We start from the raw sequence: 14,252 nt of genomic DNA on the forward strand, positions 1-14,252 counted from the left end.
GAATGCAAATGTGGATGATTATAGCAAGTCTTGTTACAAATTTAAGCAGCCGAGATACAATTGTCATGAATATCGGTGTGGAGGATCTGGGGTGCTGCGGCTACCAATGCAACCCATTTGGCAAAGGGTTTCCCAGTGGCCAGTGTGGGAGCCAACACGGGTGGCGATCGCTAGTTCAATTCTGCTGCACGCTGTGATTCTTTCCTTTGTGCGGGTGCCCGAACCCACACCGCCAGAGTTGGCCAGTGATCAACTGGTGCCCTTGGTCAGCCTTTCTCCGGAACTCGAAGCGGATTTACCTTCGATTGAACCGCTCTTGCCCACGGAACTGCCGCCCCTTGCCACGATCACACCACCGCCTCTACCGTTTACAGGCATTGAGCCACCCCCCCTCTCCTTTGCCCCCTTGGCACCCCTGCCGCCTTTGCCGCCACTGACGGAACTGCCGCCCCTGCCCAATCCAGTACCGCTGCAACCTTTGCCGCCGCTATGGCAATTGCCCCCGCCCGCCCGCCCCTTACCCGTTATCCCGACAACCCCGAATGAAGAGGTGGCCGTTGCGCCGGAACTCGTCTCACCGACGCCTACGCCTGAACCCACCCCTGAAGAACCCCTAGCAACCACAGAAGGCGAAGCGGCAGCAGCGTTATCGCGGTGGTTGAATCAAACGCGATTGACCCTCAATACAACGAATCTACAAGTGAATTTAGCCCAGCGGATCACGGACTTTTATCCCCAAGAGGCCTGTGGGGATCGCCTGCAGGGGGAAACAACCGTTGCTGTGGTGGTCACTCCCCAAGGGCAATTGCTGCCTGCCAATGCCGCCCCCGAAACGGGTTTGCTCACCCGCAATCCCCAGATTATTCGCAGCAGTGGTTCTGCACTCCTCGATCAAGCCGCCCTAGAACGGGTACGTCAGCAATCCTTTGAGGCCACAGGGCAGTACCAAGCCCTAGCGCTCACCTTTGCTTTTGAGTATCGCCCCGAAGTGTGCCGAGGTCAGCAACCGGCTGCCACCCCAAGACCACAGCCTGCCATGCCAGCACCGGCAACGCTACCACCAACACCAAAACCAGAGGCTAGACCATCCCCTGCGAGTGAAGCCTCACCAGCACCCACCCCCACTGAAGAAGCACCACCGCCCGTATCCCCAGAACCTAGCGAGACAAACTCGTCGTCTGAAGCGCCGGCTGCGAGTCCGCCAGCAACATCTCCCGAATAAAGCGGGCGATCGCCCGTTGCAGGAGGCCGTTGACAATACGCTGACCCATTTGCTGTACCTCTGGGCGCACAATAATCCGCAGAATTGCAGGGATGACTTTGCCCCAGTCAAAGCCGGGGGTATCCTGCAAAATGCTGAAAATGCGGCGCAAATGCTCTAGGGCATTGGCTTCACTGACGATATTAGAACTTGCCGTTGCTGGTACGGGACGGGTGACGAGGGGTAAGAGTTGCACCAAGTTCCATTGCCCTATGGTTGTCCGTGCCCACGTGTCAAGGCTCTTGACAATTTCATCCGCTAGGCGATCGCGATACTCCACTCCCCGCTCCGAAAAGAGAAAATCTAAAGCCTGCTCCAGCACCACATTAAAGTCATAGTCACGGCTCTCGCGGGCATTGCGCAGCAGATTTTCTAGGCGCGTCCAGCGAAATTGACCATCCTTGAGGAGCAGGTTCGTGAGACTTGTGCGCAGCTCTGGGGCAGGATCCGTGAGCAGTCGTTTGGCAATGTAAGGATAGGCGGCACTGAGTACCTTAAAGTTGGGGTCAACGCCCATGGCAATCCCTTCCATGGTCAGGAGCGATCGCACGATCAAGGCATAATAGGCAGGCACCTGAAAGGGATACTCGTACATCACCTCTGACAGGCGATCGAAAATGCGTTGGATATTTAGTTCCGAGACACTCGCCCCCAAGGCATCCTCAAAGACCAAGGCCAGCGCCGGAATAATTGGTTCCAGATCTGTATCGGGGGTTAGGAACCCTAAATGAACATAGTCGTAGGCAAGGCTTTCGTACTCACGGTTAACAATGTGGACAATGGCATTCAGCAAGCCATAGCGCTGCTCTGGGGCAATCTCACTCATCATGCCAAAGTCGAGATAGGCCAATTTGCCGCTAGGCATGGCCAGCAGATTCCCTGGATGGGGATCAGCATGGAAAAACCCATGTTCGAGCAACTGCCGCAGGGAGCACTGCACCCCCACATACACCATGTAGCGCGGATCAATCCCCAAGGCTTGAATTTGCTGCGGTTGGTTGAGTTTGACCCCCGTCACCCACTCCATGGTGAGCACCCGCCGCCGCGTATAATTCCAGTAAATCTTGGGAATATAGACATCGGTGAGGTGGCCATAGAGACGGGCAAAGCGTTCGGCATTCCGTCCCTCTTGGGTATAATCCATTTCCTCAAAGAGGCGACCAGCAAATTCATCGAGAATGGCCACTAAATCACTGCGAATCTCCTTGATCAGGCGTTTTGCCCAATAGGCCACCCCCCGCAGAATGTAAATGTCCAAGGTGATACTTTCTGCCAAGCCGGGACGCTGGACTTTGACAGCCACCTCTTCGCCACTGTGGAGTTTGCCGCGATACACCTGTCCCAAGGAGGCAGCCGCAATGGGATGATCACTCAGTTCAGCAAAAAGCTCACTGGGGGGGGCGCCCAGTTCCTCCTCAATAAACTGAAAGGCCACTTCATTGGGGAAGGGTGGCAACTGATCTTGGAGTTTTGTTAATTCTTCCAAATAGACCGCTGGCAAGAGATCCGGACGAGTGGAGAGGGCTTGCCCCACTTTGATATAGGCTGGTCCAAGGCGGGTGAGGGTTTCCCGCAGGGCGATCGCTCGCTGGTGTTGATTTTGTTTACTTTGGCCTGTGACCCTGTCCCACCAACGGTTAAAGAGCAGCCAAAACACTGGCCAGAGAATCCGCAACCAGCGACTGAAGACCAGTAAAGGTCGCTGCCGGTAGTAGGCACCAATGGCCACGGGATCATAGGGTTGAAAGGTCTCCGGATCATTGGGAAGGGTTTCAGCCGCGATCGCAATCTCTTGGGGCGCGGAATCACTGGGGACAATTGCCGTATTCATGGGCAGTCGCGCAAACTCTTAAAGTATTTTAACAATCAGTTCATCATCAGGGAGGGCGGAAAATGCGGCTAGTGATTTTGGGGGCAACGGGGCAGGTGGGCTGGCAATTGGTGCAGCAGGCTCCCCAAGGGGTAGAAGTCATTCCCATTGCTCGCCAAGGCACTGCCGTAACACTGGACTTGGAAGATTTAGAGGCCATTCCCAACCTAGTAAAAACCCTTTGCCCCGATGTGGTCATCAATGCGGCGGCCTATACTGCCGTGGATCAGGCGGAACAGGAACCGGAACGGGCACAACGGATTAATGGCACAGCTGTGGGTCTTTTGGCAGAAACGATGGCCTCTTTGGGAGGGCTGTTGATTCACTACTCAACGGATTATGTGTTTGCTGGTACGCAGTCGCGACCCTATCGCGAAACGGATGCCACTGCCCCCCTCAATGCCTATGGCTATAGTAAGTGGCTAGGAGAGCAGGCGATCGCCACCCATCACCCCGCCCACCTGATCTTGCGCACCAGTTGGGTGTATGACCTGCGGGGTAAGAACTTTTTGCGCACCATGGTTCGCCTTGCTCAAACCCGTCCTGTGGTTCGGGTCGTTGCCGATCAAATCGGTACGCCCACGGCTGCCCCCTTCATTGCCCAAGTCACCTATCAACTGCTGGAACGCTGGCAGGCGGATTCCTCCTTGAGCGGTCTCTATCACCTGACGCCCCGCGGCAGTACCAGTTGGTATGGCTTTGCGGTAAAAATTTTTGATCACCTGCGTGCCAAGGGCTATGCAACTGCCACCCTAGAGGCGATTCCCAGCAGTGAGTATCCGACACCGGCCAAGCGACCCGCCTTTTCCACCCTCAACTGCGAGAAGTTGGAGGCGGTTTTGGGGACTCCCCTCCCCCCTTGGGAAGCGGTTCTTCAGCCCCTTTTAGACCAACTAGATCCGCAATCCGTGCTTTAGGGGGTTGTTGCAACGGTTGTTTTCATTTGGCTGAACCAGTCGATGAGTTGCGCCAGTTGTTTCTCCACCGGTTGCGTCCCTAGACCCCGCACGGTAATTTTGCCCTGACTATAGACAAACCGACTTTGGAGATGGGTGGGCAGTTGCTCTAGGAGCAGTTTCCATGCTGGCTCCGCCATCGGGGTTTCAAGGATGACGTGCTGCTTCCCTTCGGGACGAATGCGGCTAATGCCACACTGCCGTGCCAGTTGCTTGAGTTCCACAACCCGCAGCAGTTGCTGAACTGATTTGGGCAATGCCCCATAGCGATCGCTCCACTCTGCCGCCAATTGCATCAAGTCTTCTTTTGTCGTTGCAGCGGACACCGCGCGGTAGGCGGCCATCTTTTGCTCCAAATCGGGCATATAGTCGGCGGGAATAAAGGCAGTGACATTGAGATCCACTTGGGTATCGTCAACGGTGGGAATCTCTTGGCCACGAATTTCAGCGATCGCCTCCTCGAGCAGTTCCACATACAAATCAAAGCCAACACTGTCCAGTTGACCGTGCTGCTCCGCCCCTAGGAGATTGCCCACACCGCGAATTTCCATGTCTCGCATTGCCAGTTGGTAGCCCGATCCCAGTTGGGTAAACTCCTGAATTGCCCGCAGTCGTTGGCGTGCCGCTTCAGTCAGCACCTCTTGGCGGGGGTAAAATAACCACGCATGGGCTTGAATGCCCGCTCGGCCAACCCGACCCCGCAGTTGATAAAGCTGTGCCAAGCCAAACCGCTGCGCATCCTCCACCAAAATCGTATTGACGCGGGGAATATCCAAGCCGGACTCAATGATGGTCGTACAGACAAGGATATCGGCCTCGCCATTGCTAAACCCCAACATCGTCGATTCCAGCTCCCCTTCGGGCATCTGACCATGGGCAATGAGAATGCGGGCACTGGGCACCATCCCTTGCAGCTTTGCCGCCACCTCCTCAATCCCCTCAACCCGCGGCACGACATAGAAAACTTGACCCCCCCGATCCAGTTCTTGGCGAATCGCGCTGCGCACCGTTTCTGGGTCATAGGGGGCAAGGTGGGTTTGAATCGGGCGCCGCGAGGGGGGTGGTGTGGTGATTAGGCTCATCTCCCGAACCCCCGACAGAGCCATATAGAGGGTGCGGGGAATTGGCGTTGCACTGAGGGTGAGCACATCCACTTGGATTTTGAGGGCTTTGATTTTCTCCTTTTGGTTGACGCCAAAGCGTTGTTCCTCATCCACCACCAGTAGCCCCAAGTCCCGAAATTTAACGGTTTTGCTCAGGAGTTGATGGGTGCCCACGACAACATCCATTTCGCCGGTTTTGAGTTTTTGTAGGATGTCTTGGCGCTCCCGCTCACTGCGAAAGCGGTTGAGGAGTCCCACTTGAATGGGATAGGGGGCAAAGCGTTCCTTGAGGGTGTGGTAATGCTGCTGCGTCAGAATCGTTGTGGGTGCAAGAACCACCACCTGTTTGCCTGCCATCACGGCTTTGAAAATAGCGCGAATGGCCACTTCGGTTTTGCCAAAGCCAACATCACCGCAGACCAGCCGATCCATGGGGCGATCGCTCTCCATATCGGCCTTAACCTCTTGGATGGCCTTGAGTTGATCCGGAGTGGGCTGATAGGGAAACGAGTCCTCCATTTCCTGCTGCCACGGTGTATCTGGAGGGAAGGCAAAGCCCTGTTGTTGGGCACGTTGGGCATAGAGTTGCAGCAGATCCACCGCTACTTTTTTAATGGCCTTGCGCACCCGGGCTTTGGTACGTTCCCAAGTGTTGCCCGTTAACTTATTGAGTTGGGGAATGCCATCGCTCTGTTTGCGGTAGCGGGAGAGACTATTCAGTTGATCGGCAGCAACGCGGAGAATGCCATCGGCATATTGCAGGGCGAGATACTCGCGGGTTTCGTTGTTAATCGTTAGCGTTTCTAGGCGCAGGAACTGACCAATGCCGTGTTGGCGATGGACGACGTAGTCCCCCGGCTGAAGCTTGTTGAGATCCACCTGTTTGGCAGCAGCGCGGCGGCGTTTGCGCACATAGCCAAGGTTGACTAGGTTGTGCTGGCCAAAGAACTCGCGATCGCTCACCAGCACCGTGCGGAACGTAGGCAAAATAAAGCCACTAATTTCCGCTAGACCACTGGCCTTGAGGGCAATGGGCAGTCGCTGCTGTTGCAGCTTATCAATGGCCGGAAAGTCCTTGGGATTGGGCACAAACTGGGCGGGGCAATCATGCTCCTGCAACAGGGCTACAGAGCGACTCGGCTGCGCAGAGACCAACCACACGGTGTACCCCTTGTCCCGTTCCTCCCGCAGGGTTGCCGCCAAGCGACCAAATTGGTGGGGAATTGCTGGAACCGCCCGTGCTGATAAATTGAGACCGAGTCCCTCACTGGCCAGTTCGTAGAGGTGCACCCGTTGAAACCGCTCGAGGGCTTGGGCATTGGCTGACCACGGACGATGAATGGGGGGGGGTGGCGTTTCAAGGCTTTGCCAGTAGGCTTGACTGTGCTCATACCAGCGATCGCCATGGGCAGCACAGAGGGGCGGCTCATCCACGGCAATGAGGGTTTGGGCAGGCAAATAATCCAAGAGCGAAGCCGGTTGCGGAAAAGCCACCCCCAGATAGCGCCGCAATCCCTCTTGATCCTCCGAAATGAGATGGGCGTGATCTGCTGCCCGCAGGGCTTGGGCAATCAGGGGAGTAAAACTAATGGGCGTCAGGGTTACCTGCGCAAGGGCATCAAGGCGATCGCCCTCGGTGTGTAGGGAGCGTTGACTGGCCGGATCAAACTCGCGAATGGAGTCAATCTCATCGCCAAACCACTGCAAGCGCACCGGTAGCTCCGCCGAGACGGGGAAAATATCCACAATGTCGCCGCGCCGACTCCACTGGCCTTCCGTTTCCACGAGAGAAACCCGCTCATAACCAAGGGCTGCCAAGGCGGTGGCCACTTCCCCTAGGGAGTGCTCTTGACCCACCTCTAAAGTTAGACAGGCGGCACGAAACTGCTCTGGTGGGGGTAAATGGGGTTGCAGTGCCCGTTCGGTGGTGACAATTGCAATATTGGGGCGATCGCTCTCGACTAGAACTTGCAGTTGCCCCCAGACCATCTCCGCTTCCAAGTCAAAGGGGTCATAGGGAGAGGCCTCCGATGTCGGGTAAAAGAGCACCGCCTCCCAACCCATGAGTTCCAATTGCGCCGCCCAGCGTCCCCCCTCCTCTAAGGTGGAAGTAATCACACACAGCGATTGCTGACTCTGCTGCGCCAATGTGGTGGCCACAAAGCCCTTGACAAGGCGGGGCATCCCCGTGAGGATCAGTTCCCGTTGGTGTTGTAATTTGCTGAGCAGTTCAGCCGTCAGCGGCAGCTTACCCCAACTGCGGGGAATTGCCATTAAGGACATAGACGAGTGTCAGTGCAGGTGATCAAGATTGCAGAATTGAATTGCGACCCCTTGGGGCAGCGCTAACGCATTATAATTCTTACGCTCTCCTATCATTGTAAAAAGCAGGACAAGGATTCAGAAAACTCTAGTTAAAGCGCTTTTCGACAATTAGGGGGTAAAGAAGGGGGATGCTCCTGTTTGGTAGCTGCTTTGGCTGTTTTCAGTGTGTGCCATCCCTGTAAAAAGAGCTACATCACTGCTGAAGAGAGGGTGGAACCCCGTCGGCACTTCCTTCATAATTGTGAAAGAGTAGGAATTGCAGAGATTGAATGACACGATCGCCCAATATTGATAGTCCGGCTCCAGAATCCTCAGCGATTGTTGACAGCACCCTTGAGGCAAGCGACCCCATTGACCCTGAGGATGAACTGCCCAATGAAGTGGAAATGTCCCTCTGGGATCACCTTGAGGAGTTGCGACAGCGGCTCTTTGTTGTCCTCGGCACTGTTGCTGTCACCATTGTTCTCTGCTTTACCCAAGTCCGCTGGATCATTCAGTTCCTTGAAAAACCAGCCCATGGTGCGAAATTCCTGCAACTAAGTCCGGGGGAGTACTTTTTTGTCTCCTGTAAAGCGGCGGCCTACAGTGGCATCCTCCTAGCGACGCCGATGATTCTCTACCAAGCCATCCGTTTTATCCTGCCGGGATTGACACGACGTGAGCAACGCTTGCTGGCACCGGTGGTTTTTGGTTCATCCATTCTCTTTATTGCCGGTTTGGCCTTTGCCTATACCCTCTTGGCACCCGCAGCCCTTGGCTTTTTCATTAACTATGGGGCAGATGTGGTTGAGCAACTGTGGTCGATCGATCGCTATGTGGATTTTATTTTGCTATTGCTCCTTGCTACCGGCCTTGCCTTCCAAGTCCCGATTCTCCAGTTGGTACTCATTGCCCTCGGCATTGTTTCCATCCCGCAAATGCTCAGCCAATGGCGCTACGTGGTGATTATTGCCGTAGCCGTGGCAGCGGTTTTGACCCCCTCCATTGATCCGATTACTCAAGGACTGTTGGCGGGTGCTCTGCTTGCCCTCTACTTTACGGGGGTTGGCTTGGCCAAGCTGATGGGGGTGGGGCGTTCTGAGGCTTAAACTTGCAATACCCTCAAAAAAGACTCAATCAGAAAAGATGATTTTGGCGATAAAAATCAATTATCGCGATCGCCCCTCGAACTTATCAAGGCTCTCAATAGAGATGATATGCTGATGTTGCCAAATTAGTGCATCCCTTCGCGATCGCAAGAATGGCATTACTTTAACAAATTTTTGTGTTTAGGAGCGGTCTTCATGCCCATTGCCCTTGGGATGGTAGAAGTACTGGGTCATCCCCCTGCCTTAGCCGTTGCCGATGTCATGGTGAAAGCGGCGCGTGTTACCCTTGTGGGCTATGAAGTGGTCAGTGGTGCTCGCCTGACGATTATTGTGCGCGGCGACGTTTCTGAAGTGCAAATTGCGGTTGCAGCGGGTGTGGAAGCCGCCAAGAAAATTCCAGCTCAAAGTCCTAAGGAAAAAACGCTCTATCTGTCGTCAACGGTGATCCCGCGCCCCCACGAGAATTTAGAGGCCGTTTTCCCGAAAATGCGGTTCCAATATGGCGATGGCTGGGAGCGTTTTCTCGTTTAGCAGCCTTGGGAAAAGTTCTCTAAAGCTTCTCTAATGAGCAAAGCTCCACCGCCCAGATAATTGCCTCAGAAGGGAGCACCCCCCCAATCAACTATCTCAACAGTGAAGCCTCAAAATCGCTAGGAAACAGTTTTAGAGGGGTACCTAGGCTAGACCAGTGTTGACCCCCGGCTTACCCGTAAACAGTTCCACTTTCACAATTTTGCCACCCATTTTTTGGATGCGTTGTTGCTCGCGGAACCAGTTTTCGTAGGGCACCAGTTTTGTGAAATAGGTGTTTTGCAGTTCGCGCTGGGTGCGAATACGGGTTTGACTCGGCACACAGGCGGTAATTTTGAAGATGCGCATGGGATGGGACTCCAAATCTGTGTAGGGTGATTACACGTCTGGGAGCTAAAGGCCAGACTCAGACTGTTTAAGCACAATTGCCATGACAGGCTGACACTCTAACCCCTAACTCCCAGACAGATGTGCGACTGGAGAGCTGTACTTAGCTTAAGCCAGAGCAGATGTAGTCAAAGTAGATGCCCATTTCTTTGCCGGCATCGGCACCCACCAAGCTGGCGGTGACTTCTTTCATAGCTTGGATGGCTTGCACAGTGGCAGCGATGGGCACGCCCAAGGAGTTGTAGGTTTCTTTCAACCCATTGAGCACCCGCTCATCGAGGATGGAAGGATCCCCAGCCAGCATGGCATAGGTGGCATAGCGCAGGTAGTAGTCGAGGTCGCGGATACAGGCCGCATAGCGACGGGTGGTGTACATGTTGCCACCGGGACGGGTGATGTCAGAGTAGAGCAGAGATTTGGCCACTGCTTCTTTGACGATATTGGCGGCATTGGCGCTGATCACGGTCGCAGCCCGCACCCGCAGTTCGCCAGTTGCGAAGTAAGCTTTCAGCTTCTCCATGGCGGCGGTGTCGAGGTATTTGCCTTGCACGTCAGAGGCGTTGATGACAGCGGTAATCGCGTCTTGCATAGTTCTTTTTCCTCAAAAACTGATTTGGATGATGGATCAATGAAGGATGCTGAGGCGACCTACTGCATGGCGCCAATCACGAAGTCAAAGTAAGAACCGGCTTCAGCGGCATCTTCTGCAGACAGCAGCGAGGAAGCAACGTTCTTCATGGCGCGGATCCCTTCGGCCACGGCAGGAATGGGGGTGCCGAGGGAGTTGTACATTTCACGCACACCCACCAAACCAATTTCTTCGATGGGGGTGACATCACCCGCAACAATACCGTAGGTCACAAGCCGCAGGTAGTAGTCGAGGTCACGCAGGCAGGTGGCGGTCATTTCTTCACCGTAGGCATTGCCACCGGGGGAGACCACATCAGGCCGTTTTTGGAAGAGTTGATCGCCCGCTTGCTTGACAATCCGCTCGCGGTTTTCGGTCAGGGTTTGGGCAATGCGCAGACGGCGCTCGCCGGTGCTGACAAAGCTTTTAATGCGATCCAGTTCACCGGGGCTGAGGTAACGGGCCTCGGCATCTGCATTCACGATCGATTTCGTGACGACGCTCATTGAGTTCCTCCAAAGTTGGAATTGTAAAACAAGGGTCTTGATAATGTGGCATTTGCCATTGGAATGTTACGATTCACCGCACTCCTGTAGGAGAGATAGGTACGGCGATGGACCCGACGGGCTGACGTAACCTTCCGCAAACATTCTCAGGCATAGGGGGGACATCTCCCACATCATCGCAATCCTTTTTAACATTCTTAACATTTTTTCAAAAATCTGCTAAGGGCAGCTATTCCAGCCATTCGATAATGCGGGTGCCAAGGTTGAGGGGAATATTCACCGCTTTGCCGAGGCGGGGTTTCTCACGGGTGGTCTCAATAAAGGTGCAAACTTGCTGGGCACAGCCCCAGTCATTGAGGTGCTGGGCGATCGCCCCAAGGTGGGCGGCATAATCTTCAGGCGTATCGGGATAGGAGGCCTGCTCGAGGTAACGCCACATCACTTGCAAAAAGATGCGATCGCCCACGCGGCGAAACTGAAGGTCAAAGGAGCGCCCCCATTTGCGCAGGAGCAAGGCATGGAGTTCATCACCAGTGAGGGGCGTCAGCATTGGCAAGAATTTCAGCCCTTGCGGCTAGGACGGCTCGGACAGTGTGATAATAGTTAACAAACGTAATTATTTTACGGCTGTTCGTTTCGATTCCTTAGTAAATAAGCGTAAACCATGGCTCAAGTTTCTGGAATGTCTGATGTGCCCGATATGGGGCGGCGACAGTTTATGAACCTGCTGACGTTTGGTACCATTACCGGTACAGCGTTGGGCGCTCTGTACCCTGTCGTCAAGTATTTCATTCCGCCCTCCAGTGGCGGCACGGGTGGTGGTGTGGTTGCCAAGGATGCATTAGGCAACGATATTAAGGTTTCCGACTACCTGACGAAGCACCTGCCGGGCGATCGCTCCCTTGCTCAAGGGATTAAAGGGGATCCCACCTACGTGATTGTTACTGAGGATCACCAAATTGCCAATTACGGCTTGAATGCCGTCTGCACTCACCTTGGCTGCGTGGTGCCTTGGAATGTCAGTGAAAACAAGTTCATTTGCCCCTGCCACGGCTCTCAATACGACAGCACGGGTAAAGTGGTGCGTGGCCCTGCTCCCCTCTCCTTGGCACTGGTGAATGCCACGGTTACCGAAGATGACAAACTGGTGTTTACCCCTTGGACGGAAACCGATTTCCGCACGGGCAAAGAACCTTGGTGGACGTAAAAAGAAATTAGGGAGTGGTATGAAACGCTTTTTCAAATCGTTGACGCTGGCGATCGCCCTTGCCGCCAGTGTGCTTCTTTGGTCACCGCAAGCACAGGCCTATCCATTTTATGCGCAGCAGGGCTATGACAGTCCTCGCGAAGCGACCGGGCGAATTGTCTGTGCCAACTGTCACCTCGCCGCCAAACCCACCCAAGTGGAAGTGCCCCAAGCCGTCACCCCCGATTCCGTTTTTGAAGCCGTGGTGAAAATTCCCTACGACACCCGTGTGCAACAGGTGTTGGGGGATGGCTCTAAGGGCGGTCTGAATGTCGGTGCAGTTCTCATGCTGCCCGAGGGTTTCAAAATTGCTCCTCCCGATCGCATTCCCGAGGAGTTACAAGCCAAAACCAGCGGCATTTACTACCAGCCCTACAGTGAGGACAAGCAAAACATTATTCTGGTGGGGCCCTTACCGGGTGAGCAGTATCAGGAAATTGTTTTCCCCGTCCTCGCCCCCAACCCTGCCACGGATAAATCGATCCACTTCGGTAAATACTCCGTTCACGCCGGGGGCAACCGCGGTCGCGGCCAAGTCTATCCCAATGGTGAAAAGAGCAACAATAACGTCTTTACTGCACCGATCGCGGGCACGATTACCAGTATTACCGCTAACCCCGATGGCAGTACTGCGGTGGTGATCACCCCCGAGAGTGGTGAAGCAGTGACAGAGACCATTCCCGCTGGCCCTGACCTCATTGTCAGTGAAGGCCAAACGGTGGCAGCGGGTGAAGCCCTCACCAACAATCCCAATGTGGGTGGTTTTGGGCAAAAGGATACGGAAATTGTCCTGCAGGATCCCAACCGCATTAAGTGGCTGTTGGTCTTCTTTGCCGCCATTACCCTCTCGCAAATTCTGCTGGTTCTGAAGAAGAAACAAGTGGAGAAAGTGCAAGCCGCCGAGATGAGTCTCTAAAGGAGTCCTATCACCCACGGTAGTGCAATCCCTCCATGACACGATTGTGGCGATCGCCACGGCTATTGTGCCCCAGCAAGGGAGTATTGGCATTGTCCGTCTCTCAGGCGCCAAAGCAGTCGCGATCGCCCAGTCTTTATTTGAAGCCCCCGGCAAGCAGCCTTGGGAATCCCATCGCATTCTCTATGGCTATGTCCGCGACCCCCAAACCAGAGAACGGGTCGATGAAGCCCTCCTGCTGTTAATGCTGGCGCCCCGCTCCTACACCCGCGAAGATGTGGTGGAATTCCACTGTCATGGTGGCCTCATCCCTGTCCAGCGCGTGCTGCAACTGTGTGTCGCCGCAGGGGCACGCCTCGCCGAGCCGGGGGAATTTACGCTGCGCGCCTTCCTCAACGGTCGCCTTGATCTCACCCAAGCCGAGAGTGTGGCCGAACTGGTGGCTGCCCAATCCACAACCGCCGCTCAAATTGCTTTGGCGGGTCTGACAGGAAAATTCGCCCGCCCCCTCAAGCAGATTCGTCAGACCTGTTTATCCCTCTTGGCGGAAATTGAAGCGCGACTCGATTTTACGGACGAGCTACCCCCCCTTGACCCCGCAGCCATTGCTGAGGACATTCGTCAGTTGCAACACCAAGTAGCAGCGTTTTTGGCCACGGCAGAACGGGGAGCACTGATCCGCACTGGGCTAAAAGTGGCCATTGTGGGTCGCCCCAATGTCGGTAAGTCGAGTCTGCTCAATGCTTGGAGCCGTAGCGATCGCGCCATTGTTACAGATTTACCCGGCACCACCCGCGATATTGTCGAGTCCCAATTGGTTGTCGGTGGCATTCCAATCCAAGTCCTTGATACGGCCGGCATTCGCGAGACCGATAACTTGGTGGAACAAATTGGCGTCCAGCGATCGCGCCAAGCCGCAGCCAGTGCTGATCTCATCCTCCTTGTCATTGATGCCAGTCAAGGGTGGACAGCCGCCGATCAGGAGATTTACGACCAACTCGAGCTGCAGCAGCGGCGGCAGCAAGCGCCTCAGTCCGTCTTGGTGGTTTTGAATAAAGCTGATCTCCTCAGCGAAACCGTAGAGGTTCAGGATATTCCATTGCCCATTGCCCCCATTCCCACTGTGCTGCTCTCGGCCCTCAGTCAAAGGGGAATTGAGTCTCTCGAGGACGCCATTTTAGACCTTGTTCAAGGCCAAGGGGTTACCGCCGCCAACCTAGACTTTGCCATCAACCAACGTCAAGCCGCGCTCTTGGAGCAGGTTCACCAATCCCTGAATCATGTGCTTGCGGCCATTGATGCCCAACTCCCCCTTGATTTTTGGACAATTGACCTGCATGCTGCCGCTCGTGCCCTTGGTACCCTAACCGGGGAAGAGGTGACTGAGTCTGTGCTAGAACAAATCTTTAGCCGTTTTTGCATTGGAAAATAGCCC

The 14,252-nt window shown here is 54.8% G+C and carries 13 protein-coding genes; 7 read left to right on the plus strand and 6 right to left on the minus strand.

The window, feature by feature from the left end:
- The first annotated feature begins 91 nt into the window (after positions 1-91).
- Positions 92-1,222 (plus strand): hypothetical protein, encoded by a 1,131-nt coding sequence (locus RHJ31_RS09880; protein ID WP_302676471.1) that lies wholly within the window; start codon positions 92-94, stop codon positions 1,220-1,222.
- Here RHJ31_RS09880 and RHJ31_RS09885 read toward each other — a convergent pair.
- On the minus strand, positions 1,158-3,092 hold the full coding sequence (locus RHJ31_RS09885) for an AarF/ABC1/UbiB kinase family protein (RefSeq protein WP_302676472.1): 1,935 nt from the start codon (positions 3,090-3,092) through the stop codon (positions 1,158-1,160). The genes RHJ31_RS09880 and RHJ31_RS09885 overlap by 65 nt on opposite strands.
- 62 nt (positions 3,093-3,154) lie before the next feature.
- On the opposite strand from RHJ31_RS09885, the gene rfbD reads away from it, so the two are divergent.
- The gene (rfbD, locus tag RHJ31_RS09890) at positions 3,155-4,048 is read left to right on the plus strand and encodes a dTDP-4-dehydrorhamnose reductase (RefSeq protein WP_302676473.1); all 894 of its coding nucleotides are present in this window, start codon (positions 3,155-3,157) and stop codon (positions 4,046-4,048) included.
- Here rfbD and mfd read toward each other — a convergent pair.
- Positions 4,045-7,473 (minus strand): transcription-repair coupling factor, encoded by a 3,429-nt coding sequence (gene mfd, locus RHJ31_RS09895; RefSeq protein ID WP_302676474.1) that lies wholly within the window; start codon positions 7,471-7,473, stop codon positions 4,045-4,047. The genes rfbD and mfd overlap by 4 nt on opposite strands.
- A 311-nt stretch (positions 7,474-7,784) precedes the next feature.
- Here mfd and tatC point away from each other — a divergent pair, with 311 nt between their 5' ends.
- Together tatC and RHJ31_RS09905 are read left to right on the plus strand one after the other, a co-directional pair.
- Positions 7,785-8,603 (plus strand): twin-arginine translocase subunit TatC, encoded by an 819-nt coding sequence (tatC, locus tag RHJ31_RS09900; protein WP_302676475.1) that lies wholly within the window; start codon positions 7,785-7,787, stop codon positions 8,601-8,603.
- Positions 8,604-8,798: 195 nt separating this feature from the next.
- Entirely contained in the window at positions 8,799-9,134 is a 336-nt protein-coding gene (locus tag RHJ31_RS09905) for a carbon dioxide-concentrating mechanism protein CcmK (protein WP_024125880.1), read from the plus strand.
- Positions 9,135-9,278: 144 nt separating this feature from the next.
- On the opposite strand, the gene RHJ31_RS09910 is transcribed toward RHJ31_RS09905, so the two are convergent.
- The 4 genes from RHJ31_RS09910 to RHJ31_RS09925 form a co-directional block, all read right to left on the minus strand.
- Positions 9,279-9,482, minus strand: a complete 204-nt coding sequence (locus RHJ31_RS09910) for a phycobilisome linker polypeptide (RefSeq protein WP_206201483.1) — start codon at positions 9,480-9,482, stop codon at positions 9,279-9,281.
- A gap of 142 nt (positions 9,483-9,624) precedes the next feature.
- Entirely contained in the window at positions 9,625-10,110 is a 486-nt protein-coding gene (gene apcB, locus RHJ31_RS09915) for an allophycocyanin subunit beta (RefSeq protein ID WP_149817471.1), read from the minus strand.
- A 59-nt stretch (positions 10,111-10,169) separates the two neighbouring features.
- Positions 10,170-10,655: an allophycocyanin subunit alpha gene (apcA, locus tag RHJ31_RS09920; protein ID WP_149817474.1), complete on the minus strand. Its 486-nt coding sequence runs from the start codon at positions 10,653-10,655 to the stop codon at positions 10,170-10,172.
- Positions 10,656-10,884: 229 nt separating this feature from the next.
- On the minus strand, positions 10,885-11,205 hold the full coding sequence (locus RHJ31_RS09925; protein ID WP_149817476.1) for a DUF3067 family protein: 321 nt from the start codon (positions 11,203-11,205) through the stop codon (positions 10,885-10,887).
- A gap of 114 nt (positions 11,206-11,319) precedes the next feature.
- Between RHJ31_RS09925 and petC the strand changes: the two genes are divergently transcribed.
- The 3 genes from petC to mnmE are packed head-to-tail and all read left to right on the plus strand — an operon-like array spanning position 11,320 to position 14,249.
- Complete coding sequence (gene petC / locus RHJ31_RS09930) at positions 11,320-11,862, plus strand: cytochrome b6-f complex iron-sulfur subunit (RefSeq protein ID WP_149817478.1); 543 nt, start codon at positions 11,320-11,322, stop codon at positions 11,860-11,862.
- Between the two features lie 19 nt (positions 11,863-11,881).
- Complete coding sequence (petA, locus tag RHJ31_RS09935; protein WP_149817480.1) at positions 11,882-12,817, plus strand: cytochrome f; 936 nt, start codon at positions 11,882-11,884, stop codon at positions 12,815-12,817.
- Positions 12,818-12,839: 22 nt separating this feature from the next.
- Positions 12,840-14,249, plus strand: coding sequence for a tRNA uridine-5-carboxymethylaminomethyl(34) synthesis GTPase MnmE (mnmE, locus tag RHJ31_RS09940; RefSeq protein ID WP_149817482.1), 1,410 nt, complete (start codon positions 12,840-12,842; stop codon positions 14,247-14,249).
- Positions 14,250-14,252 lie beyond the last annotated feature (3 nt).

It is taken from the genome of Thermosynechococcus sp. JY1331 (assembly GCF_031583475.1).
Lineage (GTDB): Bacteria > Cyanobacteriota > Cyanobacteriia > Thermosynechococcales > Thermosynechococcaceae > Thermosynechococcus.

Coding starts and splice junctions, on each gene's coding strand:
- RHJ31_RS09885 (WP_302676472.1), bottom strand. CDS start 3,092: ATGAATACGGCAATTGTCCCCAGTGATTCCGCGCCCCAAGAGATTGCG.
- rfbD (WP_302676473.1), top strand. CDS start 3,155: ATGCGGCTAGTGATTTTGGGGGCAACGGGGCAGGTGGGCTGGCAATTG.
- mfd (WP_302676474.1), bottom strand. CDS start 7,473: ATGTCCTTAATGGCAATTCCCCGCAGTTGGGGTAAGCTGCCGCTGACG.
- tatC (WP_302676475.1), top strand. CDS start 7,785: ATGACACGATCGCCCAATATTGATAGTCCGGCTCCAGAATCCTCAGCG.
- RHJ31_RS09905 (WP_024125880.1), top strand. CDS start 8,799: ATGCCCATTGCCCTTGGGATGGTAGAAGTACTGGGTCATCCCCCTGCC.
- RHJ31_RS09910 (WP_206201483.1), bottom strand. CDS start 9,482: ATGCGCATCTTCAAAATTACCGCCTGTGTGCCGAGTCAAACCCGTATT.
- apcB (WP_149817471.1), bottom strand. CDS start 10,110: ATGCAAGACGCGATTACCGCTGTCATCAACGCCTCTGACGTGCAAGGC.
- apcA (WP_149817474.1), bottom strand. CDS start 10,655: ATGAGCGTCGTCACGAAATCGATCGTGAATGCAGATGCCGAGGCCCGT.
- RHJ31_RS09925 (WP_149817476.1), bottom strand. CDS start 11,205: ATGCTGACGCCCCTCACTGGTGATGAACTCCATGCCTTGCTCCTGCGC.
- petC (WP_149817478.1), top strand. CDS start 11,320: ATGGCTCAAGTTTCTGGAATGTCTGATGTGCCCGATATGGGGCGGCGA.
- petA (WP_149817480.1), top strand. CDS start 11,882: ATGAAACGCTTTTTCAAATCGTTGACGCTGGCGATCGCCCTTGCCGCC.